Here is a 24,616-nt window from a genome sequence, read left to right as displayed (position 1 = left end):
CAATATTAGAAAAGGAGGACGTATTATGACTGAACGAAAGTACGCCTTATTTGCTGGCACCTCTCTTCTTGTTATGGCATTCATTGCATTTTTTTCTTACGGTTTTGTTCATGGAAATCTCGTTGTACAAGGAGATGCGAGTACAACATTCCATAATATCCAAACTTCAAATTCACTTTTCAAAGCAGAAATCTTCGGATGGATTACCATTTTTATTACTGATATTGTCGCCGCATGGGCTCTTTATTTCTTTCTAAAACCAATTCATACTAGCCTCTCATTACTAGCAGCTTGGCTTCGTCTTATGTATACAGCTATACTTGGGATTGCAATATTCAATCTAATATTGGCATTGTTGCTTTCAAAAAATACAATTGCGAATCCAGAAACATATACGATGTTGTTTCTCAGTGCATTCGAATACATTTGGTCTGTAGGATTGATCATTTTTGGATTGCATCTTTTCGTTTTAGGATATGTAGCTTTTCTCTCTAAACAGATACCAAAGTTTATTAGTATACTGCTGTTCATTGCTGCTACCGGTTATATGCTAATTCACGTTATGAATACAATGTTTACACAATACGATACAATGATTTCAATCATACAATCACTATTCCAATTACCTATGATTGCAGGTGAATTAGGACTTGCGATATGGCTACTATTGAAAGGTGGTAAACACTCTAATTAAGCCGTTTCTTAATTCTACTTAATGATTCTGGTGTCATGCCAAGATAGCTTGCTAGCTGATATTGTGGAACGCGATTAATTAAATACGGGCGTTTCCGTAACAATGTTTTATATCGCTCTTCTGGTGTCGATGAGATAAATACAGCAAGTTCATCTTGTACTTCACCGAAATTGTACTCGATCATTTTACGCGTCATTTCTTCTAATTGTGAATACTTATTATACATGTCCTTTTCACTATGTAGATCACCAACAACTACAGTACAATCTTCTAAACACGTTAACGTATATGATGAAGATTTATCTTGTTTATGATGATTGAAATTCGAAATTGCCTGTTCTTCTGTATAAAAATTTGATGTAACTTCTTTCCCTGCTTCATCTATACTATGTTGCCTAACACATCCTTTTAATACAAAATAACATTTTAACGGAACATTTCCTTGTCTTAGGAGTACTGTTCCTTTTTTATATTCTTCAATTTGTAATTCACTGAGGATCATTTGCTGCTCTTCTTCACTTAATGTTGTAAGATTCTTCATATACTTCTTTAATATCTCTGCCATTTCCCTCCCCCTTCTACGCCCGTATTTCTAAAAAAAAAAGAGAAGTATCACAACTTCTCTTTTCTCCCCTAACACTATAATTCCTGTGTATACACCGGCTCGTTTACGACATTTTTTGATGTTCGCTTTTGTTGCTGCAGTAAGAAAACAGATACACCAAACAATACGAGCATGCTACCGATAATTTGCATTGCATTTAATTTTTCTCCAAGTAAGAAGAACGCAAGTATAGATGCTCCAACAGGTTCTCCTAAAATACTCATTGAAATTGTCGTTGCATTTACATAATTTAATAGCCAGTTATTAATTACATGTGACACTGTCGGCACAACCGCAAGTAAAAGAAAAACGGTCCAATCCCACTTCGTATAACCTGTAAAGGGTACTTGCAATATGACATTATAAATCCCCATAAAAAGACCTGCGAATGCAAAGACTGTAAAGCTATAAATCCAGTGTGATACTTTCTTTACTGTCGTTTGCCCGATAAATAAATAACCGACAACTGCTATTACACTTAGAAAGGATAATATGTCTCCATAAATTGCTTGCTTACTTAAACCTAAATCTCCCCAACCAATGCACATTACGCCTAGAATAGCGATTCCCATCGTTGCAATGGCTGAATATGTTGTTCTTTCTTTGAACAGAAAAAAACCTCCAACTAAAGATACGATCGGTTGAAGTGCCAAAATAATTGTTGAACTAGCAACTGTTGTATGCTTTAAAGATTCAAACCATAAAAGAAAATGAAGTGCTAAAAAGAAACCAGATCCAATTAAAAAGCCCCAATCTTTCATTTGAATCCTATTAAATTCCTCTCTTTTTTTCCATACGATAGGCAGCATAATAAGTACGATAATCCATAAGCGGTACATACTTAATATTGAAGATGGTGCTGAGGACATCTTTACAAAAACTGCTGCAAAGGAAATAGCAATTATAGAAATAGCCAATGGTAGTGCGATTGATTTTTCTTGTTTCAAATCCTGTCTCCCCTCTCACCTGTCAAAAATCCCACTTCATTATATCCGTTTTCTTTCGTAACTTAAATACTAATTTTTTAGATTCTTCGTACCATTATGGTAAAATAGAAATTAAGGCACCAATTAGTGAATATTTATTTCCTTTTTCACTACAAGCGTCGCTCTTACAATCGTTACAGTAAATTTTTATTTAGGGGGATCTACATGAGTCAAACAATAGGGAGAATTGAAGAAATTTCATTTTATAGCGCATCACTTCAAGAAGACGTTACGCTTCTCGTTTATTTGCCAGTAAATTACACACCACTGCACAAACATACAGTTGTAATTGCACAAGATGGTAGAGATTATTTTCAGCTTGGTAAAGCGCACCGTGTAATTGAGCGCCTTCGTGAAACTGAAGAAATTGACCGTACAATTATTGTCGGTATTCCATATAAAAATGTACAGGATCGTAAAGAAAAATATTTCCCAAGTGAAGTGAAAAATGCTGCATATATTCGTTTCCTTGCTCATGAACTTGCACCATATATTGATGAAAATTATCCAACGTACCAAATGGGAAAAGGTCGTGTTTTAATTGGTGATTCTCTTGGCGGAACAGTTTCCTTTATGACTGCACTTATGTATCCGCATACATTCGGTAAAGTCGTTATGCAATCACCATTTGTGGATGAGACAGTGATGAACTTAGCAAAAGACTTCAAAGATCCACAAGCATTAGAACTGTATCACGTCATTGGTACAGAAGAAACGGCTGTAAAGCGTACTGATGGACAAGTATCTGATTTCGTAGAACCAAACCGTGAGTTAAATACACTTCTCACAGATAGAAATTTCATTACGCATTACGAGGAGTTTGAAGGTAATCATACTTGGAAATATTGGCAAACTGATTTACCGAAAGCCTTCTCTCATATTCTATCAATGAAATAATAGAGAGCAGTATTCAGAATAATTTGATATAATAGATAAAGAGATTTATTTATCTCAAAATCTAACTAGACTTACAAAGGGAGGAATTGGAACATGAAATTAGGCATTGTAATTTTTCCATCTAAAATGATTCAAGATAAAGCGAACGGATTGCGTAAGCGTTATGACCCGCACTACGCATTAGTTCCGCCACATATTACATTGAAAACACCCTTTGAGACGCAAGATGAACAATTAGAATCGATTGTAAACGAGCTACATACAATCGCAGGTAAAACGAATCCTTTCACCCTTCATGTTGGGAAAGTTGGTTCATTCGCACCTGTTAATAACGTCCTTTATTTTAAAGTAGAAAAAACACCTGAACTTACTTTCTTAAATGAAGAAATGCATGGCGGGTTATTCACACAAGAACGCGAATATGCTTTCGTACCTCACTTAACAATCGGACAAGGCTTATCAGATGCAGAGCATGCTGATGTATTGGGTCGATTACGTATGAAAGATTTCTATTATGAACAACCAATTGATCGTTTCCATCTTCTATATCAATTAGAAAATGGAACATGGACTGTACACGAAACATTCCACCTTGGAAAGGGGAACAACTAATTTGCACGCACAGATTGTACAAACGGACGAACAACTAAGAGATGCATTCTCTGTACGTAAACAAGTGTTTGTAAATGAACAACGTGTCTCTGCTGAAGAAGAGTACGATGAGTTTGAAGAAACTTCAACACACGTTGTTATATATGACAATGATGTTCCAGTTGGTGCTGGACGTTTTCGCACCCTTGATGGTATAGGGAAAATGGAACGCATTTGCGTGCTAGGTTCCCATCGTAAAAAAGGTATCGGAAAAATTGTTATGGATGCGCTTGAAGCGTATGCAAAAGAAAATTCGCTACCAAAATTGAAACTTCATGCTCAAACACATGCTGAAGATTTCTATAAAAAACTTGGCTATGTAACGAGTTCTGATGTATTTATGGAAGCAAATATCCCGCACGTCGTAATGATAAAAGAATTGTAATTTGAAAGCAGGAGGTGACCCCTCCTGTTTTTTACATTGCTATTTTCTTTTTCTTCCGCTAAAGTTAAATGTTGATGCTATAGTTTTGAAGGTGAACATATGACACAAGAAAAATTTTCACAAAAATCGTTAACACACGCCGATATCCCGCGTGCGACATATCATATTCCGAAAACATCTACCCATTTAATTATGGAAGAAGATGTAGATGCGGCTTATTTCCGCGCTCTCGAACAACAAAATGTTTTTTTAAATGAAAAACAATTAGAAGCCGTGCGCACAACAGAAGGTCCTGTTCTCACACTAGCTGGTGCTGGAAGCGGGAAAACATCTGTTTTAACAACTCGCGTTGGTTATTTAGTAAATGTAAAACAAGTTCATCCACGAAATATTTTATTACTTACATTTACACAAAAAGCAGCTGAAGAAATCCGAAGTCGTGTTGCGAAGTTACCAGGTATGGATCATGCAGCAAGTAGCTATGTTGTTGCTGGTACATTCCACTCTGTTTTCTTAAAATTGCTTCGTAGTCAAGGGTATAATCAGCAAATTTTAGCAAATGAAAAACATAAACAAATTATGATAAAGAAAATCTTAAAAGAATTGCGTTTAAAAGACGATTACGATGCGGAAACGATACTCGCGATGATTTCACTTGAGAAAAACAAATTAAATCGTCCGAAAGATGTAAAAGCGAAAACACCAGTGGAACAAGAATTTAAAGAAGTATATGAACGTTTTGAAGAAGTAAAACAACGATACAATTATATTGATTTCGATGACATCTTATTGGAAACATATTATATGTTAGAAAATAATGCTCCTTTACTAACTCAATTACAACAACGTTTTCACTACATTGAAGTAGATGAGTTTCAAGATACATCGTATGCACAATATGAAATTGTAAAATTGTTAGCCACACCAAGAAATAATTTGTTCATCGCAGGTGATGATGATCAAGCTATCTATGGCTGGCGAGGGGCAAGTCACCAAATTATTTTATCTTTTCCAAAAGAATTTGATAACACAACAATTATTGCACTAAATACGAATTATCGATCCAATCCCTTTATCGTCGGGCTTGGAAATGAAGTTATAAAATTAAATCAAGAACGTTTTGATAAAGAGCTATACTCCGTTCGGGAGGAAGGTGTACAACCTTTTTATGCAAGACCTGCTACGACTCTTGATGAAGCAAATCAAATTTTACAGCTCATTCAAGAAAAAGTGGATAGCGGTGAACGAAATTATAAAGATTTTTGTTTACTGTATCGCACACATTCTGTAAGCCGTTCGTTACTTGATCAGCTTACCATTCATAAAATCCCGTTTATTAAACACGGGGCGAGCCAATCATTTTATGAACATTCTTTAATTAAGCCTGTATTAGATCATTTAAGACTCGTGATTGAGCCATTTCGACTAGAATCACTTTCAAACATATTGCCGACGATGTATATCGGACGTGATGATTGTATTTCATTTATTGAGCGTGAACAATGGAAATATGGTGAAGGCCGTTTTCCTTCTCTTCTTCATTTCTTATTATTAAATCCGAGCTTAAAACCTTTTCAAGTGAAAAAGGTAAATGAGCGTATTGATTTTATTAAATTTATTAAAGAATTAGAACCGAAAAAAGCATTAAAAGAAATCATTCATGGTAAAGGAAAATATTTAGAGTACTTACAAAGTAACGATCGCTCTTCCTTTACGATGCATAAAGACATACAAGAAGAAATGTTGGAAGAATTAATGGAGTCTGCAACTCGTTTCACCGATATTCCAGCTTATTTACAATTTATTGACGAAGCGATTCAAGGTCAAAAAGAAATGGAAGCATTAAAAACAATGCCGCAAAAAGATGCAGTTTCACTTATGTCAATTCATAACGCAAAAGGCCTTGAATTTCCATGTGTCTTTTTACTTGGAGCGAGTGATGGGATCCTGCCGCATACTTCTTCTTTAAAAGATGCAAATGATCGTGTTACGGAAACTTCTGAAGCATTAGAAGAAGAACGCCGATTACTTTATGTCGCCATTACACGTGCGAAAGAAGAACTTTACATTTCTTCTCCGCAATTTTTCAGAGGAAAGAAATTAGATATATCTCGTTTTTTATATACTGTGCGAAAAGATTTACCTGAAAAGACATCCACTAAATAAGGATGTCTTTTTTTATAATGCGTTATGTACATCCCTCCTATATAAATTCCTTATTTTTATCATAAGAATTAACGTAATATCAACCATATCCCACTCATATTGTAATAGTGTATGTCAGAACTCACGAGAAGGAGTGAACATAATGAGCTGCAATTGTAATGAAGATCATCAACATGAGTGTGATTTCAACTGTGTATCGAATGTTGTTCGTTTTATACATGAACTACAAGAATGTGCAACGACAACATGTGGATCTGGTTGCGAAGTTCCATTTTTAGGTGCACATAACAATGCATCAGTAGCTAATACACGTCCTTTTATTTTATACACAAAAACTGGAGAACCTTTTGAAGCATTTGCACCATCTTCAAGCCTTACTAGTTGCCGATCTCCTATTTTCCGCGTAGAAAGTATAGATGATGATGACTGTGCTGTATTGCGTGTATTAACTGTAGTTTTAGGTGATGGTACCGCTGTACCACCTGGTGACGACCCAATCTGTACGTTTTTAGCTGTACCAAATGCAAGACTAATATCAACCTCCACTTGCATTACTGTTGATTTAAGTTGCTTCTGCGCGATTCAATGCTTACGCGATGTTTCTATATAAAACTAAATACTGATTTAAGCATGGATTGGGTGGCAGAATTATCTGCCACCCAATCCATGCTTAAAGAGTATTATTATGTAAATTTCTTAAAATTGGGAACTTGTCTAGAACATAGAACCTGTCCTTTTCATTAACTGAAAGTAGAAACAGATAAAGGAGTGAAAAACATGTTCTCTTCTGATTGCGAATTTACTAAAATTGATTGTGAGGCGAAGCCAGCTAGTACACTACCTGCCTTTGGTTTTGCTTTCAATGCTTCTGCACCTCAGTTTGCTTCACTATTTACACCACTATTATTACCTAGCGTAAGTCCAAATCCAAATATTACTGTTCCTGTAATCAACGATACAGTAAGTGTCGGAGATGGCATTCGAATTCTACGAGCTGGTATTTATCAAATCAGTTATACATTAACAATTAGTCTTGATAACGTACCTACTGCACCAGAAGCTGGTCGTTTCTTCTTATCATTAAATACGCCAGCTAACATTATTCCTGGATCAGGTACAGCAGTTCGTTCTAACGTTATTGGTACTGGTGAAGTAGATGTATCCAGTGGTGTTATTCTTATTAACTTAAATCCTGGTGACTTAATTCAAATTGTGCCAGTTCAGTTAATTGGAACTGTAGACATTCGTGCTGCAGCATTAACAGTTGCACAAATTAGCTAGTAAAAAGCGGTATTTCTAATACAGAAATACCGCTTTTTATATATAATAAAAAACACTCACAGTAGCATGAGTGTTTCATTCTTCATATTGTTTTATTGTATTCTTCTTTTTCCCGCAATTGCAGCCCTTTTTCTTCACAAATCCTTGTTGTTGTAATTGTTCTTGATATGCCTGTTGTTGTGCTTGGTGTTGTTGCTGTATATGATACCACTGCTGCAGGTCATATGAATTTTGCCTTGGATTATTGCTCACAGCAAACATCTCCTCTACTGTCAATTCTGTCTATTTACTATATGAACAACTCTTTATTTCCGTTCCCTCATTCTTTTAAACTCCGCTTTTTCTCGTATTATGAAAATATATTATTCTCCCATAAAATATCCTGTAATTGTTTCAATGATTGCTGCTGCTCCTGCAATGGCTAATAATGCAAGTAACGGCTCCGCAACGATAGGAATCCAATTATATAAAACTAATAAAAAAGCACTAACCCATACACCTGTACACCAATAACAGCTTAATAATTCGCCAATCCACTTTCTTAATCCATTACCTTTAACTTTTGTAAACGTTGATACACTTCCATCCGGCTCCGTAATCTCTAATTCATCAATAAATGGTCTTCGCAAAAAGGCTGTTATTTTATCATATACAATTAAACGAGTGAGCCTAAAAGCAGCTAACGCAAAAATAAAAAATAAAAGCCAGCTTGTAAACAGCATAATTCCACCTTCCCTTATCCTCTTTCGCCTATTTAAAAAAAAAGGTCTTGAGATTGTGACCAAATCTCCTCGACTCCAATATCTTATTAATGTAAATACAAACAAGAAGATAAGGAGTGACATTAATGAGTTGTAACGAAAATAAACACCATGGCTCTTCTCATTGTGTAGTTGACGTTGTAAAATTCATCAATGAATTACAAGATTGTTCTACAACAACATGTGGATCTGGTTGTGAAATCCCATTCTTAGGTGCACATAATACTGCATCAGTAGCAAATACACGCCCTTTTATTTTATACACAAAAACTGGAGAACCTTTTGAAGCATTTGCACCATCAGCAAGCCTTACTAGCTGCCGATCTCCAATTTTCCGTGTGGAAAGCGTAGATGATGATAGCTGTGCTGTGCTACGTGTATTAACTGTAGTATTAGGTGACGGTACTCCGGTACCACCTGGTGACGATCCAATTTGTACGTTTTTAGCTGTACCAAATGCAAGATTAATATCGACAACTACTTGCCTTACTGTTGATTTAAGCTGTTTCTGTGCGATTCAATGCTTACGCGACGTTTCTATCGTAAAGTAAACTAAAAAACTATTGGGGTGGTAGAAGCTTTCTACCACCTTTACATATTTAAAAGCCGGCCATACTAATCGATTGGATATCATCTATAGACAACCTAATATCTCTCATACTATTTTGCGGCATAATAGATACAATGCCATTACGATACGATATGATCGATCCAATATAAGAAACTGTAGCTGTTTTTATTCTGCACCTTACTTTCGGAATGTAATGAGGGCGGTTTAGTAAAAAATGAATTTTTTCATCATTATTCATATCCTTAAATGATTTATTATACGGGACAGTTCTTACTGGTTCTGGTTCTTGCTCTTCTTGTTCTGCATGTTCTTCTTTTTCCTCTTCTTCTATTTTTTCTTCCACTTGCTGCTCTTCTTGTTGTTCTTGCTCTAATACCTCTTCCACAGCACTGCTTACAATATTTTCTTGTCTATTACTTTGCTCTTTTTGATCTTCATTTTCAAAGTTTGTCAGGATAATCCTTTTTATTTTCGGTGCAGCAAGTTCTAAACTTACTTGCGCAATATATAACAACGGTTTTCCAACTGTTGAACTTTTATTTTTATTCTTCACACTCGTCCCTCCCACTTCCATACGTAGCTGAATAAATCGTGTACTATTATAGTTATATTCATCACGTGGTAAGAACTTTCGTTAAAAATCGTTCTTTCTCAGAACAAATAAAAAGGACAATCTCAGCATTTAGAGATTGTCCTTTAAAAATTAATATTATATTTATCCTAGGATATGATACCCTGAATCAACGTGAATGTTTTCTCCTGTTACTCCACGTGCTAAATCACTGAATAGGAATACTGCTGTATCGCCAACTTCTTCTGGAGTTGTTGTACGACGAAGTGGTGCGCGCTCTTCAATTTCTCTTAAGATTGAGTTGAAATCGCCTACACCTTTTGCAGATAACGTACGAATTGGTCCTGCAGAAATAGCGTTGACGCGAATACCATGTTGACCTAAATCGTTCGCTAAATATTTCACGCTCGCTTCTAATGAAGCTTTCGCAACACCCATAACGTTATAATTTTTCACAACGCGCTCGCCGCCAAGGTATGTTAATGTTAAAATATTTCCGCCTTCTGTCATTACTTTCTTCGCTTCTCTTGCTACAGCTGTTAAAGAGAATGCACTAATATTTTGTGCAAGTAAAAATCCATCGCGAGAAGTATCTACAAATTCACCTTTTAAGTCATCGCGATTTGCAAAAGCAATACAATGTGCTACACCGTGAATAGTACCTACTTCTTGTTTAATTGTTTCAAAGCAAGCTGTAAGTTCCTCATCATTCGTTACATCACAAGGTAATACAAGTGATTCTTGTCCTTCTAATGTGTCCGCTAATTCACGAACATTTCTTTCTAAACGTTCTCCTGCATATGTGAATATTAATTTTGCACCTGCATTATGCAAAGAGCGAGCAATTCCCCATGCAATACTTCTTTGGTTCGCAACGCCCATAACAACAAATGTTTTCCCTTGTAATAGTTCCATGATATATCCTCCCAGAAATACTTATACTTGTTATTAGTACCTGATACTATAATTATAGTACCATAAAACCGCTTAAAGGCAAACAAAAAAGTCATTAACAGAAATTTGTTAATGACTTTTGGTTTCTATAAAAAAACGCTCTAATCCTTCTTCCCAAGAAGGCATTTGTGAAAAACCATTTAATCGTAGCATGTTATGTTGAAAGATAGAATATTTTGGCCTCGCAGCTGCAGCCCCGAATTCTTCCGTTGAAACAGGTAATACATTCACTTTCATATTTGCATACGAAAATATCTTTTGTGCAAATTCAAACCAAGAGCATGAGCCTCTGTTTGATACGTGGTATGTACCGTATAAAGAAGTATGAATGAGCTTATTAATAACCATATTTAAATCCGCCACATACGTAGGCGAGCCAACTTGATCCGCTACAACAGATATTTCATCTCTTTCTTTTCCTAATCTCATCATCGTTTTCACAAAATTATTTCCATATTTACCATATAGCCACGATGTGCGAACGATAAAATATTTATTATGTAACTCTTTGACGAACTGCTCCCCTGCATACTTAGAGGCTCCATATATATTTATCGGCGCTGGACTATGAAATTCGTCGTATCCATCTGGTCTGGCACCTTGAAATACATAATCAGTACTAATATAAACTAGCTTCGCTCCTACTAATTGTGAAGCAACCGCTACATTTCGAGCTCCGATTGCATTTATTCTATATGCAAGATCCTGTTCTTTCTCCGCATGATCTACTTTCGTATAAGCAGCACAATGAATAATTATATGTGGTTTTATTTCTTGTACTACTTGTTGTATTCGGGATATATTTGTCACATCTAATAACTTTTTATCAAATGGATATATATCATATTCTTCAGAATCTAACTCTTCAAATAGTTGCTTTCCTAATTGACCGTTTGCTCCTGTTATGATAACCCTCTCTTTCATTTAACATGCCCCTTACTGGTCTTTTAGTGGTTTCCACCATTCCTTATTCTTTTCATACCATTTCACCGTCTCTTGTAATCCTTGTTCAAACGTATATTTCGGTTCCCAATCAAATTCATTCTTCATTTTCTCTGCATCAATCGCATAACGACGATCGTGCCCTAAACGATCTGTAACATATTCAATGTCTTTTTTTGTTTTTCCTAAAAGAGTAATAATTTGTTCCACAACTTCTACATTTGTTTTTTCATTATTTCCACCTATATTATATACTTCTCCTACACGTCCCTTATGCAGAACAACGTCAATCGCACTGCAATGATCCGTTACATGTAACCAATCTCTTACATTTAAACCATCACCATATAACGGTAGTTTTTTTCCTTCCAGTGCATTCGTAACCATTAACGGAATTAATTTTTCTGGATACTGGTACGGCCCATAATTGTTAGAACAACGCGTTACTATAACCGGTAATTGATATGTTTTATAGTAAGATAAAGCTATCATGTCCGCGCTCGCCTTACTGGAAGAATATGGACTATTTGGAGCTAACGGCGTTATCTCTGTGAACTTCCCTGTTTTCCCTAAAGAGCCATACACTTCATCCGTTGATACTTGCACAAGTTTTATATGCGAATATTTTTTAACTAGTTCTAATAAAGTGACCGTCCCAATTACATTTGTATCATAAAAAGGAATCGGATTTTCAATACTACGGTCCACATGTGATTCAGCTGCAAAATTTACAATCACTTGTACGTCTCGCTCTTTTATAACGTGTTCTAATAGCTCTCCATTTTGAATTTCTCCTTTTACAAAAGAGTAATTCGGGTGATCTTGAAGAGATTTTACGTTATTTAAATTTCCACTATATGTTAATGCATCGTAATTAATAATTTTATATGTTTCATAACTTTGTAGCATGTAATGAACGAAATTACTTCCAATAAATCCAGCCCCACCTGTTACTAATATATTCATAAACAACGCTCCTACTTAAAAACTATCTTCATATTCCTCTAATAATGGTAATATCTGATCCTTACCAGACAATATAGGATCGGTTACTGGCCAAGGAATTGCTAAATCTTTATCTTCCCAAAGTAATCCAGAGTCATGCTCTGCGCTATAATATTCATCTACTTTATACATAACGATAGTATGCGGGACAAGCGTGCAAAATCCATGTGCAAACCCTCTTGGCACTAGTAATTGCCGATGGTTATCTGCACTTAAAATATACCCTTTCCATTGTTTAAATGTTGGTGATTTTTTTCGTAAATCAACGATAACATCATAAATTGCCCCTTGCATAACTTGAATGAGTTTCGTTTGTGCTTTCGGTTTTTTTTGAAAGTGTAGTCCTCGAATCGTTCCAGCCTTAGCCGAATAAGATACGTTATCCTGTACAAATGAATACGTAATCCCTAATGTTTCTAGCACCTGCTTATTATAACTCTCTGAAAAAAAACCACGCTCGTCTCCAAATAACCTCGGTTCTAACAATTTTGCATCGGTAAAATTTGTTTCTATAACTTTCATATTCTCACCTATTCTCCGTTAAACTGTTTCCCAAAGTTAATATCTCGCGCTAACGTATTCGCCTTTTGAAGCGAAGCATGAGTTCCCGCATCAGTCCACCAGCCGCTCATTTCATTATAAGTAAGTACCCCTCGTTTTAAATACCAATTATTTATATCTGTAATTTCAAGTTCTCCCCGTGCAGAAGGTTTTAATTCTTTAATATAAGAAAAGACTTTCGAATCATACAAATAAATTCCCGTAACCGCATAAGAACTTTTCGGCTCTTTCGGCTTTTCTTCAATTTCAACTATTTTTCGATTTTGAATATGTGCTACGCCAAATCTTTCGGGATCTTCTACAGATTGCAATAGCACTTTCGCACCTTCTTTTTGATTTGCAAACTCTTCAACATACGGAAGAATATCATCTGAAAAAATATTATCCCCTAATATAACTACCATACGATCATTCCCGACGAAATCTTCACAAAGCCCTAACGCCTGTGCAATACCGCCTGCTTTATCTTGCACACGATACGTAAAGGACACGCCAAATTCATGACCACTTCCTAAAAAGCTAACAACATCCCCCATATGCTCTTTACCTGTAATAATCATAATATCTGTAATATCACATTGTTTTAGCTTATATACCGCATGATAAATCATCGGATACCGACCAACAGGAAGTAAATGTTTATTCGTTACTTTCGTTATTGGATATAATCTCGATCCAGTACCACCTGCTAAAATAATTCCTTTCACTTTACATCTCTCCTTTATGATGGAGATAATATATCTTTGTAATGTTCTACAAACACTTTCCGGTACTTCTCATATGTATCCGCATCAAACTCATCCCCGTTGTAATGAATACACCATAAATTTGCTTGATTTGGGATACCGATTAAATAACCAGCCCTTTGAAACTCTAAAGACTGTGACACATCATAAAAGTGAAACCCTTGAAACAAATCTTCTCGCCACGGAATATCATACTGCGTTGCCATGAATAAACCATCAATTGCCTGAACTGACAAAAATGGTTGATTACCATAAAAAACCTGATCTAAATTTAATAATTGATAATTCTGTCTTCTATACTCAATCACTTTCCCTACTAAATTTTTTCCTTCCCACCATATCCCGTTATTCGGTAAAAACTGAGCTCCAGCGACTCCTATTAAACCAAGCTTTTCATTTTCTTTAAAAAGAGATATAAGTGTAGAAAACATGTCTCGATTAATAAGATATGTATCTTGATGTATATACACTTTGTATTTCGCTGGATATGAAAGGGCTCGGTTGTATGCACTCGCCATACTTTGTGCATCTCGTATCGGAAAAATTTGTACGACATAACCAGGGGGAACAAAAATGTTTCTTATTTGGCTCTCACATTGTTTGAAAAGCTCCTCATTATTTACACAAACAACGACTAATATTGTATGATCTTTCATTTTTGTCCCCCCTTTTATTCTTCCTTATTTATATCTGACATATAGTGTTCCACAAATATTTTTCGATACTTTTCATAGTTCGTCATATTCACATCAAAATGATAATGGATACACCAAGCATCGCGCTGTACAGGTACACCAACTGTATATCCTGCTTTTTTAAATTCAAACGATTGAGATACATCATAAAAATCAAATCCGTTAAATAAGTCTTCTCGCCACGGAACATCATATTGTGTCGCCATTAATAAACCATCAATACATTCTACAGGAATAAATGTTTTTGATTCATGATACGGTTGTTCTAAACTTGCCATATAAAACAAATCATTCATATAACCAATGACCTTTCCTACAATTCCACGCCCTTCGTTCCATACACCAGTTGGAGGAACATATTGCGCTCCAACCATCCCAATCATACCAAGATGTTCATGTTCCTCAAATAATTGAAGTAATCCGTATAAAAAGGCTCTATTTATAATAAAAACATCTTGATGTATATACACTTTATACTTTGCTGGATGCGAAATGGCTTGATTGTATCCACTCGTCATACTTTTCGCATTTCGAATCGGCATAAATTGGACAATATATCCTGGCGGTACTAACAATTGCAATATATGTCGCACGCAGTTTGCATACAATTTCCGATCATTTATACATGTAACAAATAATATTGTTTTGTCTGCAGCACTCATAATTGTGATTTTTCAGCTTCAATAATATACTGAAATACAACTGTCTCAGCCATGAAGCCACTTCCAAGACGATATTTTTTACAAATTCCATATAACTCCTCAATAAGTGGTTCATACATTTTATGATCAACATATACACGATCTACTTTACTAATTGAATATCCTGCTTTTAAAAACATTCTTAGCATTTCATTGAATGTAAAGAAACGAATATGTGTTTTATCTAATAAACCATATTCTGTATACGTCCAATTTCCAGCAAGTAAGGGAGCTAATACTGAAATATGAGCAACGTTTGGTATACTTGCTAAAATCACACCATTTTGCTTTATATATGGCTTTACTTTTTCTATTACAGCCCACGGATCAAATAAATGCTCTAATACATCCCCAAATATGACGCAATCAAATTGCCCCTCCTCATAAGGAAGATCTATTTTTTCTATATCCCCTAAAATAACATGATCTAGTCTTTCTTTCGCTTTTTCTGCCGCCTCTGGAAATGCCTCAATTCCTGATACACGTGTACCATTTTCTTTAATAGCCGCTCCCAATGCACCGCTCGAGCAACCAATATCAAGAACTTCTTTCCATTCCTTTTTTATATGCTTTAATAAATTCGGATTCGCTGCATTATAATAATGCTCGGATTTTTCTTCATATAAAGAACTTTTTTCGCGATTCATTTCACACACTCCTTATGCAAATTGAATTAGAAATATAAATCTCATATGAATTCTATAAAGTGCAGATTTTTTTCATCCCCCAATGATTATTAGCCCGCAAATAGCAGTATAAAATATTTTTTTTATATTGGTTACGTTACTGATACTCTAATATATAACCAATCTATTAGAGTTAGAATAGCGATAAATCATTTCTAAAAAACGAAACCTATTACACTTTATATGGTTTATCAAAAACTCCCCGAAAATATTTACGGTTATATTCAATTGCAGCATTATTCGGAACATAAGAAGCTGCTAATTCATTGTAATAATACGCTTTATCCTGCTCCCCTAACCTGCTATAACAAATACACATTTGTAAATAGGGTAGCCATGTGTAGCTAGCTGGACTATGGAAAGGGCTTTCCGTTGCCATTGGTACTTCCGTAGCAAGTTTAAACCAAAATATCGCTTCATTATATTTTTCTTGTTCCATATATATATATCCTATTCTTGTACAATTCTCTCCTCTAGGGACGTCATACCGAAACGACTTCACACAAGATTCGATTGCCTTCTCCCACATTCCGAGCTTTGCATAGCAATCTCCTAACTTACCACATGCATAAATTTTCTCTTCATACCATCCTTCGTCTTGATTAAGAAATGTTTCATATAGAAGAACTGCATCATCATATTTTTGGTTATCCGTAGATTCATTTGCGTAATAAAATAAATCTCTCGGACTTAATTCTTCACCTGCCGCTACAGTATTTTGAAAAATTTTCAAATTACGATTTGTTACTTTTTTTTCTTTTTTATGTGTAATAGCAACATTACTACTAAAAACCTCACCAGAAATAGCTAAATACTCATGAACCTTTCCAAACCATTGAAATTGTTTTTCACGCTTTACAAGTCGATTTCTTTTTGTACAATATAAAGGTTTCCCGTTAGAATCCATTGCAAGGTGATAAGGCATCGAAACAGCATCAATTTTAGGATCTAATTCTCTTTTTAAAAGTTTCAATGCTTCTTGAGCATCTTCTAATAATACGTCATCTGCATCTAGCCACAATATATACTCTTGCGTCGCTTTTGAAAAAGAAAAATTTCTTGCTGCTGCAAAATCATCAATCCACTGGAAATCATATATGTTAGAAGTGTATTTCTCTACGATTTCTTTCGTTCGATCGACGGAACCTGTATCAACTACTATAATTTCATCCACAATTTTCTCAACTGTGTCTAAACAACGGGCTATTGTCTCCTCCTCATCTCGAACAATCATACATAAACTGATTGTAATTCCTTGCTTGTTCAACATAATCACCCTCTTCCAAATCAATCATATGTTAGACATATACTAAACTTTCCATTTTTTTAAATTGTTCAAGTAGTTTAAGATTTCTTTTCAATAATTCAAATGTCCGTGTCATTTTCTTTCGGTTTTGCATCTACTATATAATGAACGCTTTATGGAGGTGAATTTATGTCAAATAATAATTATTCAGATGGATTAAATCCCGATGAATCTTTATCAGCTAGTGCATTTGACCCTAATCTTGTAGGACCAACATTACCACCGATACCACCGTTTACCCTTCCGACTGGGCCTACTGGACCGACCGGACCGACTGGGCCGACCGGGCCTACTGGACCTACTGGGCCTACTGGGCCTACTGGACCTACTGGTGGCACTGGGACTACTGGACCTACGGGGCCTACTGGTGGCACTGGGACTACTGGACCTACGGGGCCTACTGGTGACACTGGAGCTACGGGACCTACGGGGCCTACTGGTGACACTGGGGCTACGGGACCTACGGGGCCTACTGGTGACACTGGAGCTACGGGACCTACGGGGCCTACTGGTGACACTGGGGCTACGGGACCTACGGGGCCTACTGGTAACACTGGGGCTACGGGACCTACGGGGCCTACTGGACCATCCGGACTAGGGCTTCCAGCAGGATTGTATGCATTTAACTCCGCTGGGATTTCTTTGGATATTGGACTTAATGCTCCAATACCATTTAATACTGTTGGATCTCAGTTTGGTACAGCAATTTCTCAATTAGATCCTGATACTTTCGTAATTAGTCAAACTGGATTCTATAAAATCACTGTTATCGTATACACTGCAGCAGTAAGTCTATTAGGAGGACTTACAATCCAAGTAAATGGGGTATCTGTTCCAGGTACTGGGGCCACTTTAATCTCAGTTGGAGCACCTATCGTTGTTCAAGCAATTACGCAAATTACGACAACTCCATCATTAATTGAAGTAATCGTTACAGGGCTTGGGCTATCATTAGCTCTTGGTACAAATGCATCTATTATTATTGAAAAAATCGCTTAATTTTTTACTTAGCAGTAAAACTGATATCAGTTTTACTGCTTTTTCAATTTCAAATTCAATCATGAAACATTCGCTATCTACATAATCATATTGTTGTATGACATTTTGCAGGAGGCACAAATATGGAAAGTAAATCTGCTGTTCAGCTTTATCTCGAATTGCTAAAGAAGACCATTTTATTTGAAATATGGTTAGAATATGAGGCATACTTACCCGCATCTCTACATATTTCAAAAGAACTAGAATTCGAACCAGTTACAGTCCCTCTCCCTTTATTCATTAAGCAATATGCCGAAAACCATAACTTAAAAATTGTAAAACCAAATGTCTCAAAAAGTGAACGTCATGATGGCATGGATTGGCCAAGAGCAGCACATAGCATGATTGGTCGAGAACGTATGAACCAATTACAAGAGGCAATGGAAACCGTTGTTCGTGAAAATATAGAAGGTGATTTTATTGAAACAGGCGTATGGCGCGGAGGATCATGCATTTTTATGAATGGTTTTTTACAAGCAAACAACATTACGAACCGTAATGTGTGGGTTGCAGATTCATTTGAAGGTTTGCCAGCACCGAATCTAGAACAATATCCAAAAGATTACGGTGATTATTTACACACATTCGATTACTTACGCGTCTCTTTAGAACAAGTACAAGAGAATTTCAAAAAATATGATTTACTAAATGATCAAGTGAAATTTTTAAAAGGTTGGTTTAAAGATACTTTACCAACAGCACCAATTGAAAAAATAGCAATTGCACGGCTTGATGGTGATATGTACGAATCCACAATGGATGGTCTCGTGAACTTATATGATAAAGTTTCTAAAGGTGGCTATATAATTATCGATGACTACGGGCTACCGCCATGCGCTGAGGCTGTGACAGACTTTAGAAATCAACGGAATTTAAAAGCCCCTATTACTAAAATTGATGTATTTGGCGTTTATTGGAGAAAAGAATAAAAAAAGATTTAATCTATAGGAGATTCTATTTTCACTCATCCTTCTCTCACTTCTAATCCAATTAAGTATTCTTTTTCGGAATCTCCTTACATATAACAATTTTTTTCCTGTGTTCTCTCACTACAAATTGAAAATTTTATTAATAGATTTACTGCATCTTCTCATACAAGAAAGGGGTATACTCATGAGCGAACTTAACAAAGAAATGACTTTACTCCCCCCTCCTGAACTCGTCCAATATGTAGGTGGCGACTTCAAAAAAGTTGGAAAAGAGTTCCTAAAGCATTTTATTCAAATTGGCGCTTTAAAATCAAATGAAAAAGTATTAGATGTAGGCTGCGGCGTCGGCCGAATGGCTGTACCATTATTGAATTACTTAAATGATGATGGAGCGTATTATGGATTTGATTTGTTTAAAGATGGAATTACTTGGTGTCAAAATAACATTTCAACTATGCGTAATAATTTTCACTTTGAACATGTTGACATATACAATCAATTCTATAATCCAGAAGGAAAAGAAGATGCCTCTCAATATCGTTTTCCCTATGAAGACGGGACATTCGATTTTATCTTTTTAACTTCTGTATTTACGCATCTTCTCCCAAAAGAATTAGAACATTACGTATCTGAAATTGTACGTGTATTAAAAAAAGATGGGAGATGTTTCATTACATTCTTTCTTATAAATCCTGAATCGTCCTATTATTTAAATGCAGGACAAAGTACATTAGGTTTTTATCATCGAATTGAAAATTGCTACGTTGTGAATAAAGATATTCCGAATTTTGCAGTTGCTTATCCTGAGACAGATATTTGCAATCTATTGAATAAGTACGGCCTAGAAATAATTAATAAGCCGCATTACGGTTTATGGTGCGGCAGAAATGAATATACAAGTTACCAAGATATTGTTCTTACAAAAAAAAGCTTCTGAAAGGAAGTTATGTATGATGAATGAAAAAAATCCACCTCTCGTTTCCATCCTTATTCCCACTTATAATCGGCCTCATTATTTTAAAATCGCTCTAGAAAGTGCATTGGCACAAACTTATTCAAATATTGAAATCATCATCGGAGATGACAGCACAAATGATGAAACAGAAACTTTAATACGCGAACAATACTTACCAAATTATAAAAATATAACATACATTCGAAATATCCCTACTCTAGGACAATTTCACAATGACCTTATGCTCATAGAAAAATCAAATGGTGAGTATATAAATTTTTTAATGGACGATGACGTGTTTTATAAGCATAAAATACAAAAAATGATGGCCTATTTTGAGCAAGATCCCAATAAAAATCTTGCTCTTGTTACTTCTTATCGAGTACGTATTGATGATCATGGAAATCTAATCGGTGATTCCCATCCAACACAAAGGTTATATAGTGAAGACACTCCATTAAACGGGATATTTTTAGGTAATTGGATGTTAAAGGGCGGGCACAACATTATCGGTGAGCCTACAACTACTTTGTTCCGAAAAGAATTGCTCACTGATCCTTTTGGTACCCTTAAAGAGCGACAATATTCTTGTAGTGTTGATATGGCCTCATGGATTTCTTTACTTTCTAAAGGAAATGCAATATACATTTCTGAGCCTTTAAGTCAATTTCGCTACCATGCAGGACAACAAATACACAATAAGCTCCTTCAAGGTTGTGAAGATTTCACACACCTTGTTATAACAGCAAAAGAATATGGCTTTTTACAAAATACTACGGACTATAGAGCAGCTCTACTTAGTGCTTACCAATGGTGTAAAAGTTCCTTAAAATACTATCTTCATCAACTAGATATTTTTCCTGATGCACATGTACGTCTTTCCCATTGTTTGGATATAATTATTAAAGAGTTAAACAATTAAACTACTCTGCAAAATCAAAAGTGTATGGGCTATATGCGAATCATTCGTATAGTTCATACATTCTTTCTCATACTATAAAATCCATTACTATAAAGAGCAGTAGAAAGGAATACCTACATTGAAAGATCCAAATTCTCAATATCAAATAGACTACGTATTACTATTTATTTTATTTGCCATTGGGATTGTTAGTTGCTGTGCTATTGCAAGTGCGCAAGCCTCTTTACCACCATTTTTACAAAACGTCAATTTTGTACTAAAGCAAATCCAATGGTACTTCATTGGATTTATAGCCATTGGTGTTATTATGATTATCGATTTCGATCGTTATCAAAAAATTGCTTGGTATTTGTATAGCTTTGCAATGGTACTACTTATAGGACTAGAACTTCAAGTACCAGGTGCCGTTACAATTAAAGGCGCTACTGCTTGGTACAGGCTCTCAGGCATCGGGAATTTTCAGCCTTCTGAAATTATGAAATTATTTTTAATTATCGTCATTGGACGAATTATAGCAAATCATAATGAGAAATATTTTTCCAGAACAGTGCGTGACGATTTTTTATTACTTGGAAAAATATTTGCGACAAGTTTGCCACCACTACTACTTATTGCAAAAGAACCAGATTTAGGAAACACAATGGTCATTTCAGCGATGCTTGCAGCAATGATACTAGTTTCTGGCATACGATGGCGTTTTATTTTCGGATTAGTTTCAGGTACTTTCGTCGCTGGATCTACATTAATATATATTTTTTTTACTCACACAGATTTCTTTAAAGCACACATTTTAAAAGAATATCAACTAAATCGCTTCTACGGATGGTTAGCACCTTACAAATATGATGCACAAGGCTATCAATTAAGACAAGCATTCTTAGCGACTGGATCCGGAGAAATGCAAGGAAAAGGGTGGGAAAATGGACAAGTATATTTTCCAGAACCACATACAGATTTTATTTTCACTAATGTCGCTGAACAATTTGGATTTCTAGGCGCAAGTGTCATTATTTCACTTTTTTTCTTACTCATTTTTCGAATGATTCATATCGCTTTAGAAAGTAATGACCCTTTCGGTAGTTACATTTGCGCTGGTACAATCGGAATGTTTACTTTCCAAGTATTCCAAAATATCGGGATGACAATCGGATTACTTCCCATTACAGGGATAACATTACCTCTTATGAGCTACGGAGGAAGTTCACTACTTACATACATGATTGCGATTGGATTCATTTTAAATGTTCGCTCAAGAACGAAAATCTTTATGTTTAAATGAACAACAAAAAAACGCTATATTTTTATCTCTATCCTTTTTTAGATATACTAATGAAAAATACGATGGAGGTTTAAATATGAAATATGACATTATAGGAGATATTCATGGATGCTTCCAAGAGTTTCAAAATTTAACAGAGAAGCTAGGATATAACTGGAGTAGCGGTCTACCGGTTCACCCTGACCAACGTAAACTTGCATTCGTTGGCGATATTACAGACCGTGGTCCTCATTCATTACGTATGATCGAAATTGTATGGGAACTTGTCATACATAAAAAAGAAGCTTATTACGCTCCTGGAAATCACTGTAATAAACTATATCGATTTTTCCTTGGACGTAATGTAACAGTCGCTCACGGACTTGAAACAACTGTTGCTGAATATGAAGCACTTCCTTCTCGTAAGCAAAACATTATAAAAGAAAAGTTTACCACTCTTTATGAACAATCACCGCTCTACCACATACTAGATGAAAAAAGAGTAATCGTATGTCACGCTGGGATTCGGCAAGATTACATAGGAAGACGAGATAAAAAAGTACAAACCTTTGTATTATATGGCGATATTACAGGAGAAAAGCATGCCGATGGCTCACCTGTCCGTCGTGATTGGGCGCAAGAATACAAGGGGCAAGCTTGGATTGTATATGGACATACACCAGTAGCAGAACCTCGATTCGTCAATCAGACAGTCAATATTGATACTGGTGCTGTATTTGGTGGCAAATTAACCGGATTACGTTATCCTGAAATGGAGACTATCTCTGTCCCTTCTTCGTTACCTTTTGTCGCTGAGAAATTCCGTCCAATTTCATAACTACCTTACTTAGCATTATTTAGGCAGATATCATATAAAACTAGGTAAAGTAATTAAAAAAAGATGCAATAAAGTGCATCTTTTTTTAATTACCCTACATATAATGTCGCAGGAGGTGACAGAATGAAGAAAAAATCTTCTAAACAAAAAAGAAAATTTCCCCCTTTATATCTGCCCATGTACGGAATTAACAACTGGTGTAGTATTCGAGCTGCAGCGATAGAAGAACTGGAAGAACAAGAGTCATCAAAAAAAAGCAAAGTAAAACCAACATATGTCTCTTTAGAAAATGCTGTGATGAGCCGCATAATCGATCGTAAAAAAATAAAGATGCAACAAAAAAATAAACAGCTCTCAAATCAAGATGAACAGGTACTACATTCTAACCAAACAGAAGAAAAGGCGGAAGAAAATATTTCTGTAGCAATAAATAAAAAAGTGGAACCAGAAATTCCAGCTGCTATTATAAACAAAGTAAAAAAAATAAAAGAAGCATTAGCTTCATCGAATGATATACAAACTGAAAAACCACTCATAATTGAGACACCTACACCTGAAAATACAAAAGTTAAAAGGGGCGGCCGATATGCATATGCGGAGGGGCTTCACTCTCATGCGGAAGGCATGGCAGCACATGCGGAAGGCTTATTAACGCACGCAAAAGGTTCTTTCTCTCATGCAGAAGGATCAAACTCAAAAGCAACTGGACATAGTTCGCATAGTGAGGGAAGTGAAACGACAGCAGGCGGTGCTTATTCTCATGCGGAGGGTAAACAGACGATTGCTTTAGGCGAAGCAGCACACGCAGAAGGAACCGCAACTATCGCTAACGGATCCTCTTCTCATGCGGAAGGTCATCATACATCAACAGCTCATTTTGCAGGTAGCCATATTATGGGGCGCTTCGGCACTGCAGAAGAAGCTTATTCTTGGTTTATTGCAAATGGTGTAAACGACACCGACTATAATATCGGTGCTAAATGGCTTGCCCATAATGGAGAAATGTACATTGAGGGCGCGTCTTACAATGCAAGCGGAACGGATTTTGCACAAATGTTTGAAACAGAAGGTCATAAACCTATTGATGTCGGTTATTTCGTTACATTTAGTAGCGAAGAAAAAATTCGGATAGCTACTTCACACGATTCGTTCATTTTAGGAATATCTAGTGCAACCCCTGCACTTATAGGAAATAGCGGGGCTTTAAGTTGGCAAAAACGCTATAAAACAGATAACTTTGGGAAACGCCAATATGTATGGACGGAAACAGAAGAAATACAACCTCTTTTAAATACAGAATGGGATCCAGCTTGCAAATATGTAGCAAGAAAAGATCGCACCGAGTGGCTTCCTGTCGGATTAATTGGGCAAATGTTAGTACGTGATGACAGCACTTGCGAAACTCATGGATATTGTCGTCCAAATGACAATGGCATTGCTACAAAAGCCGAAAGTGGATTTTTCGTTATAAAGCGTACGGGTGAAAACCAAATTTTAATATTATTCCGCTAAG

Annotated in this window: 29 protein-coding genes; 15 read left to right on the top strand and 14 right to left on the bottom strand. The window is 35.9% G+C overall.

Going from position 1 to position 24,616, the window contains the following annotated elements:
- Positions 1 to 25: 25 nt before the first annotated feature.
- Positions 26 to 694, top strand: coding sequence for a DUF4386 domain-containing protein (locus tag ACW0JX_RS06330; RefSeq protein ID WP_089170618.1), 669 nt, complete (start codon positions 26 to 28; stop codon positions 692 to 694).
- Here the strand turns inward: ACW0JX_RS06330 and ACW0JX_RS06325 are convergent.
- Together ACW0JX_RS06325 and ACW0JX_RS06320 are read right to left on the bottom strand one after the other, a co-directional pair.
- On the bottom strand, positions 687 to 1,259 hold the full coding sequence (locus ACW0JX_RS06325; protein WP_075718259.1) for a Crp/Fnr family transcriptional regulator: 573 nt from the start codon (positions 1,257 to 1,259) through the stop codon (positions 687 to 689). The genes ACW0JX_RS06330 and ACW0JX_RS06325 overlap by 8 nt on opposite strands.
- 74 nt (positions 1,260 to 1,333) lie before the next feature.
- Positions 1,334 to 2,245, bottom strand: a complete 912-nt coding sequence (locus ACW0JX_RS06320; protein WP_016082441.1) for a DMT family transporter — start codon at positions 2,243 to 2,245, stop codon at positions 1,334 to 1,336.
- Positions 2,246 to 2,449: 204 nt separating this feature from the next.
- On the opposite strand from ACW0JX_RS06320, the gene ACW0JX_RS06315 reads away from it, so the two are divergent.
- The 6 genes from ACW0JX_RS06315 (at position 2,450) to exsF (ending at position 7,664) form a co-directional block, all read left to right on the top strand.
- Complete coding sequence (locus ACW0JX_RS06315) at positions 2,450 to 3,181, top strand: alpha/beta hydrolase (protein ID WP_000084015.1); 732 nt, start codon at positions 2,450 to 2,452, stop codon at positions 3,179 to 3,181.
- A 93-nt stretch (positions 3,182 to 3,274) separates the two neighbouring features.
- Positions 3,275 to 3,793, top strand: coding sequence for a YjcG family protein (locus tag ACW0JX_RS06310; protein ID WP_000765871.1), 519 nt, complete (start codon positions 3,275 to 3,277; stop codon positions 3,791 to 3,793).
- A 1-nt stretch (position 3,794) separates the two neighbouring features.
- Positions 3,795 to 4,217 (top strand): GNAT family N-acetyltransferase, encoded by a 423-nt coding sequence (locus tag ACW0JX_RS06305; protein WP_000543305.1) that lies wholly within the window; start codon positions 3,795 to 3,797, stop codon positions 4,215 to 4,217.
- Positions 4,218 to 4,316: 99 nt separating this feature from the next.
- Positions 4,317 to 6,383, top strand: a complete 2,067-nt coding sequence (locus tag ACW0JX_RS06300) for an ATP-dependent helicase (RefSeq protein ID WP_459245507.1) — start codon at positions 4,317 to 4,319, stop codon at positions 6,381 to 6,383.
- Between the two features lie 142 nt (positions 6,384 to 6,525).
- Positions 6,526 to 6,993, top strand: coding sequence for a spore coat protein CotY (gene cotY / locus ACW0JX_RS06295; RefSeq protein ID WP_001277719.1), 468 nt, complete (start codon positions 6,526 to 6,528; stop codon positions 6,991 to 6,993).
- A 167-nt stretch (positions 6,994 to 7,160) separates the two neighbouring features.
- Positions 7,161 to 7,664: an exosporium protein ExsF gene (gene exsF, locus ACW0JX_RS06290; protein WP_000492943.1), complete on the top strand. Its 504-nt coding sequence runs from the start codon at positions 7,161 to 7,163 to the stop codon at positions 7,662 to 7,664.
- 75 nt (positions 7,665 to 7,739) lie between these two features.
- On the opposite strand, the gene ACW0JX_RS06285 is transcribed toward exsF, so the two are convergent.
- Together ACW0JX_RS06285 and ACW0JX_RS06280 are read right to left on the bottom strand one after the other, a co-directional pair.
- Entirely contained in the window at positions 7,740 to 7,925 is a 186-nt protein-coding gene (locus tag ACW0JX_RS06285) for a hypothetical protein (RefSeq protein WP_029948404.1), read from the bottom strand.
- 101 nt (positions 7,926 to 8,026) lie between these two features.
- Positions 8,027 to 8,386: a DUF1360 domain-containing protein gene (locus ACW0JX_RS06280; RefSeq protein ID WP_000899664.1), complete on the bottom strand. Its 360-nt coding sequence runs from the start codon at positions 8,384 to 8,386 to the stop codon at positions 8,027 to 8,029.
- 125 nt (positions 8,387 to 8,511) lie between these two features.
- Here ACW0JX_RS06280 and exsY point away from each other — a divergent pair, with 125 nt between their 5' ends.
- A complete protein-coding gene (exsY, locus tag ACW0JX_RS06275; protein WP_001277739.1) occupies positions 8,512 to 8,976 on the top strand; it encodes an exosporium assembly protein ExsY in 465 nt (154 codons plus the stop codon).
- Between the two features lie 48 nt (positions 8,977 to 9,024).
- Here exsY and ACW0JX_RS06270 read toward each other — a convergent pair whose 3' ends face one another.
- The 10 genes from ACW0JX_RS06270 to ACW0JX_RS06225 form a co-directional block, all read right to left on the bottom strand.
- Positions 9,025 to 9,570 (bottom strand): spore coat CotO family protein, encoded by a 546-nt coding sequence (locus ACW0JX_RS06270; protein ID WP_080117245.1) that lies wholly within the window; start codon positions 9,568 to 9,570, stop codon positions 9,025 to 9,027.
- Between the two features lie 141 nt (positions 9,571 to 9,711).
- Positions 9,712 to 10,482, bottom strand: a complete 771-nt coding sequence (fabI, locus tag ACW0JX_RS06265; RefSeq protein WP_000421885.1) for an enoyl-ACP reductase FabI — start codon at positions 10,480 to 10,482, stop codon at positions 9,712 to 9,714.
- A 108-nt stretch (positions 10,483 to 10,590) separates the two neighbouring features.
- Complete coding sequence (gene rfbD / locus ACW0JX_RS06260) at positions 10,591 to 11,445, bottom strand: dTDP-4-dehydrorhamnose reductase (RefSeq protein WP_000664653.1); 855 nt, start codon at positions 11,443 to 11,445, stop codon at positions 10,591 to 10,593.
- Between the two features lie 12 nt (positions 11,446 to 11,457).
- Positions 11,458 to 12,429 (bottom strand): dTDP-glucose 4,6-dehydratase, encoded by a 972-nt coding sequence (gene rfbB, locus ACW0JX_RS06255; protein WP_016082449.1) that lies wholly within the window; start codon positions 12,427 to 12,429, stop codon positions 11,458 to 11,460.
- A 15-nt stretch (positions 12,430 to 12,444) separates the two neighbouring features.
- Positions 12,445 to 12,990, bottom strand: coding sequence for a dTDP-4-dehydrorhamnose 3,5-epimerase (gene rfbC / locus ACW0JX_RS06250; RefSeq protein ID WP_088024967.1), 546 nt, complete (start codon positions 12,988 to 12,990; stop codon positions 12,445 to 12,447).
- 8 nt (positions 12,991 to 12,998) lie between these two features.
- Positions 12,999 to 13,736 carry a sugar phosphate nucleotidyltransferase gene (locus ACW0JX_RS06245; protein WP_000676160.1) on the bottom strand — a complete coding sequence of 246 codons (738 nt, stop codon included), beginning with the start codon at positions 13,734 to 13,736 and terminating at the stop codon, positions 12,999 to 13,001.
- A 14-nt stretch (positions 13,737 to 13,750) separates the two neighbouring features.
- Positions 13,751 to 14,431, bottom strand: coding sequence for a glycosyltransferase family protein (locus ACW0JX_RS06240; RefSeq protein WP_000651524.1), 681 nt, complete (start codon positions 14,429 to 14,431; stop codon positions 13,751 to 13,753).
- A 14-nt stretch (positions 14,432 to 14,445) separates the two neighbouring features.
- A complete protein-coding gene (locus ACW0JX_RS06235) occupies positions 14,446 to 15,132 on the bottom strand; it encodes a glycosyltransferase family protein (protein WP_459245506.1) in 687 nt (228 codons plus the stop codon).
- Positions 15,129 to 15,818: a class I SAM-dependent methyltransferase gene (locus ACW0JX_RS06230; RefSeq protein WP_001078430.1), complete on the bottom strand. Its 690-nt coding sequence runs from the start codon at positions 15,816 to 15,818 to the stop codon at positions 15,129 to 15,131. The genes ACW0JX_RS06235 and ACW0JX_RS06230 overlap by 4 nt, the downstream gene beginning before the upstream one ends.
- 211 nt (positions 15,819 to 16,029) lie before the next feature.
- Positions 16,030 to 17,127, bottom strand: coding sequence for a glycosyltransferase (locus tag ACW0JX_RS06225; RefSeq protein WP_078401509.1), 1,098 nt, complete (start codon positions 17,125 to 17,127; stop codon positions 16,030 to 16,032).
- Between the two features lie 165 nt (positions 17,128 to 17,292).
- Between ACW0JX_RS06225 and ACW0JX_RS06220 the strand changes: the two genes are divergently transcribed.
- From ACW0JX_RS06220 to ACW0JX_RS06190, 7 genes are all read left to right on the top strand, one after another.
- Positions 17,293 to 18,162, top strand: a complete 870-nt coding sequence (locus tag ACW0JX_RS06220) for a collagen-like protein (RefSeq protein WP_168411183.1) — start codon at positions 17,293 to 17,295, stop codon at positions 18,160 to 18,162.
- Between the two features lie 122 nt (positions 18,163 to 18,284).
- Complete coding sequence (locus tag ACW0JX_RS06215) at positions 18,285 to 19,130, top strand: TylF/MycF family methyltransferase (protein ID WP_000444386.1); 846 nt, start codon at positions 18,285 to 18,287, stop codon at positions 19,128 to 19,130.
- Positions 19,131 to 19,314: 184 nt separating this feature from the next.
- Positions 19,315 to 20,067 (top strand): class I SAM-dependent methyltransferase, encoded by a 753-nt coding sequence (locus ACW0JX_RS06210; protein WP_001292839.1) that lies wholly within the window; start codon positions 19,315 to 19,317, stop codon positions 20,065 to 20,067.
- Between the two features lie 13 nt (positions 20,068 to 20,080).
- The gene (locus ACW0JX_RS06205) at positions 20,081 to 21,007 is read left to right on the top strand and encodes a glycosyltransferase family 2 protein (RefSeq protein ID WP_003269828.1); all 927 of its coding nucleotides are present in this window, start codon (positions 20,081 to 20,083) and stop codon (positions 21,005 to 21,007) included.
- A gap of 118 nt (positions 21,008 to 21,125) precedes the next feature.
- Positions 21,126 to 22,286 (top strand): FtsW/RodA/SpoVE family cell cycle protein, encoded by a 1,161-nt coding sequence (locus tag ACW0JX_RS06200; protein WP_053565012.1) that lies wholly within the window; start codon positions 21,126 to 21,128, stop codon positions 22,284 to 22,286.
- A gap of 76 nt (positions 22,287 to 22,362) precedes the next feature.
- Complete coding sequence (prpE, locus tag ACW0JX_RS06195; RefSeq protein WP_000872701.1) at positions 22,363 to 23,103, top strand: bis(5'-nucleosyl)-tetraphosphatase PrpE; 741 nt, start codon at positions 22,363 to 22,365, stop codon at positions 23,101 to 23,103.
- Between the two features lie 123 nt (positions 23,104 to 23,226).
- Entirely contained in the window at positions 23,227 to 24,615 is a 1,389-nt protein-coding gene (locus ACW0JX_RS06190) for a peptidase G2 autoproteolytic cleavage domain-containing protein (RefSeq protein ID WP_459245505.1), read from the top strand.
- Position 24,616: the final 1 nt, after the last annotated feature.

Source organism: Bacillus sp. C-3-6 (assembly GCF_054509685.1).
The sequence above is the reverse complement of the archived record's forward strand: the minus strand, read 5'-3'. Positions and strand labels throughout refer to the sequence as shown.

What these genes read in the sequence shown, in the direction of transcription:
- ACW0JX_RS06330 (WP_089170618.1), top strand. Translation starts at nt 26, where the DNA reads ATGACTGAACGAAAGTACGCCTTATTTGCTGGCACCTCTCTTCTTGTT.
- ACW0JX_RS06325 (WP_075718259.1), bottom strand. Translation starts at nt 1,259, where the DNA reads ATGGCAGAGATATTAAAGAAGTATATGAAGAATCTTACAACATTAAGT.
- ACW0JX_RS06315 (WP_000084015.1), top strand. Translation starts at nt 2,450, where the DNA reads ATGAGTCAAACAATAGGGAGAATTGAAGAAATTTCATTTTATAGCGCA.
- ACW0JX_RS06310 (WP_000765871.1), top strand. Translation starts at nt 3,275, where the DNA reads ATGAAATTAGGCATTGTAATTTTTCCATCTAAAATGATTCAAGATAAA.
- ACW0JX_RS06300 (WP_459245507.1), top strand. Translation starts at nt 4,317, where the DNA reads ATGACACAAGAAAAATTTTCACAAAAATCGTTAACACACGCCGATATC.
- cotY (WP_001277719.1), top strand. Translation starts at nt 6,526, where the DNA reads ATGAGCTGCAATTGTAATGAAGATCATCAACATGAGTGTGATTTCAAC.
- exsF (WP_000492943.1), top strand. Translation starts at nt 7,161, where the DNA reads ATGTTCTCTTCTGATTGCGAATTTACTAAAATTGATTGTGAGGCGAAG.
- ACW0JX_RS06285 (WP_029948404.1), bottom strand. Translation starts at nt 7,925, where the DNA reads ATGTTTGCTGTGAGCAATAATCCAAGGCAAAATTCATATGACCTGCAG.
- ACW0JX_RS06280 (WP_000899664.1), bottom strand. Translation starts at nt 8,386, where the DNA reads ATGCTGTTTACAAGCTGGCTTTTATTTTTTATTTTTGCGTTAGCTGCT.
- exsY (WP_001277739.1), top strand. Translation starts at nt 8,512, where the DNA reads ATGAGTTGTAACGAAAATAAACACCATGGCTCTTCTCATTGTGTAGTT.
- ACW0JX_RS06270 (WP_080117245.1), bottom strand. Translation starts at nt 9,570, where the DNA reads ATGGAAGTGGGAGGGACGAGTGTGAAGAATAAAAATAAAAGTTCAACA.
- fabI (WP_000421885.1), bottom strand. Translation starts at nt 10,482, where the DNA reads ATGGAACTATTACAAGGGAAAACATTTGTTGTTATGGGCGTTGCGAAC.
- rfbD (WP_000664653.1), bottom strand. Translation starts at nt 11,445, where the DNA reads ATGAAAGAGAGGGTTATCATAACAGGAGCAAACGGTCAATTAGGAAAG.
- rfbB (WP_016082449.1), bottom strand. Translation starts at nt 12,429, where the DNA reads ATGAATATATTAGTAACAGGTGGGGCTGGATTTATTGGAAGTAATTTC.
- rfbC (WP_088024967.1), bottom strand. Translation starts at nt 12,990, where the DNA reads ATGAAAGTTATAGAAACAAATTTTACCGATGCAAAATTGTTAGAACCG.
- ACW0JX_RS06240 (WP_000651524.1), bottom strand. Translation starts at nt 14,431, where the DNA reads ATGAAAGATCATACAATATTAGTCGTTGTTTGTGTAAATAATGAGGAG.
- ACW0JX_RS06235 (WP_459245506.1), bottom strand. Translation starts at nt 15,132, where the DNA reads ATGAGTGCTGCAGACAAAACAATATTATTTGTTACATGTATAAATGAT.
- ACW0JX_RS06230 (WP_001078430.1), bottom strand. Translation starts at nt 15,818, where the DNA reads ATGAATCGCGAAAAAAGTTCTTTATATGAAGAAAAATCCGAGCATTAT.
- ACW0JX_RS06225 (WP_078401509.1), bottom strand. Translation starts at nt 17,127, where the DNA reads ATGTTGAACAAGCAAGGAATTACAATCAGTTTATGTATGATTGTTCGA.
- ACW0JX_RS06220 (WP_168411183.1), top strand. Translation starts at nt 17,293, where the DNA reads ATGTCAAATAATAATTATTCAGATGGATTAAATCCCGATGAATCTTTA.
- ACW0JX_RS06215 (WP_000444386.1), top strand. Translation starts at nt 18,285, where the DNA reads ATGGAAAGTAAATCTGCTGTTCAGCTTTATCTCGAATTGCTAAAGAAG.
- ACW0JX_RS06210 (WP_001292839.1), top strand. Translation starts at nt 19,315, where the DNA reads ATGAGCGAACTTAACAAAGAAATGACTTTACTCCCCCCTCCTGAACTC.
- ACW0JX_RS06205 (WP_003269828.1), top strand. Translation starts at nt 20,081, where the DNA reads ATGATGAATGAAAAAAATCCACCTCTCGTTTCCATCCTTATTCCCACT.
- prpE (WP_000872701.1), top strand. Translation starts at nt 22,363, where the DNA reads ATGAAATATGACATTATAGGAGATATTCATGGATGCTTCCAAGAGTTT.
- ACW0JX_RS06190 (WP_459245505.1), top strand. Translation starts at nt 23,227, where the DNA reads ATGAAGAAAAAATCTTCTAAACAAAAAAGAAAATTTCCCCCTTTATAT.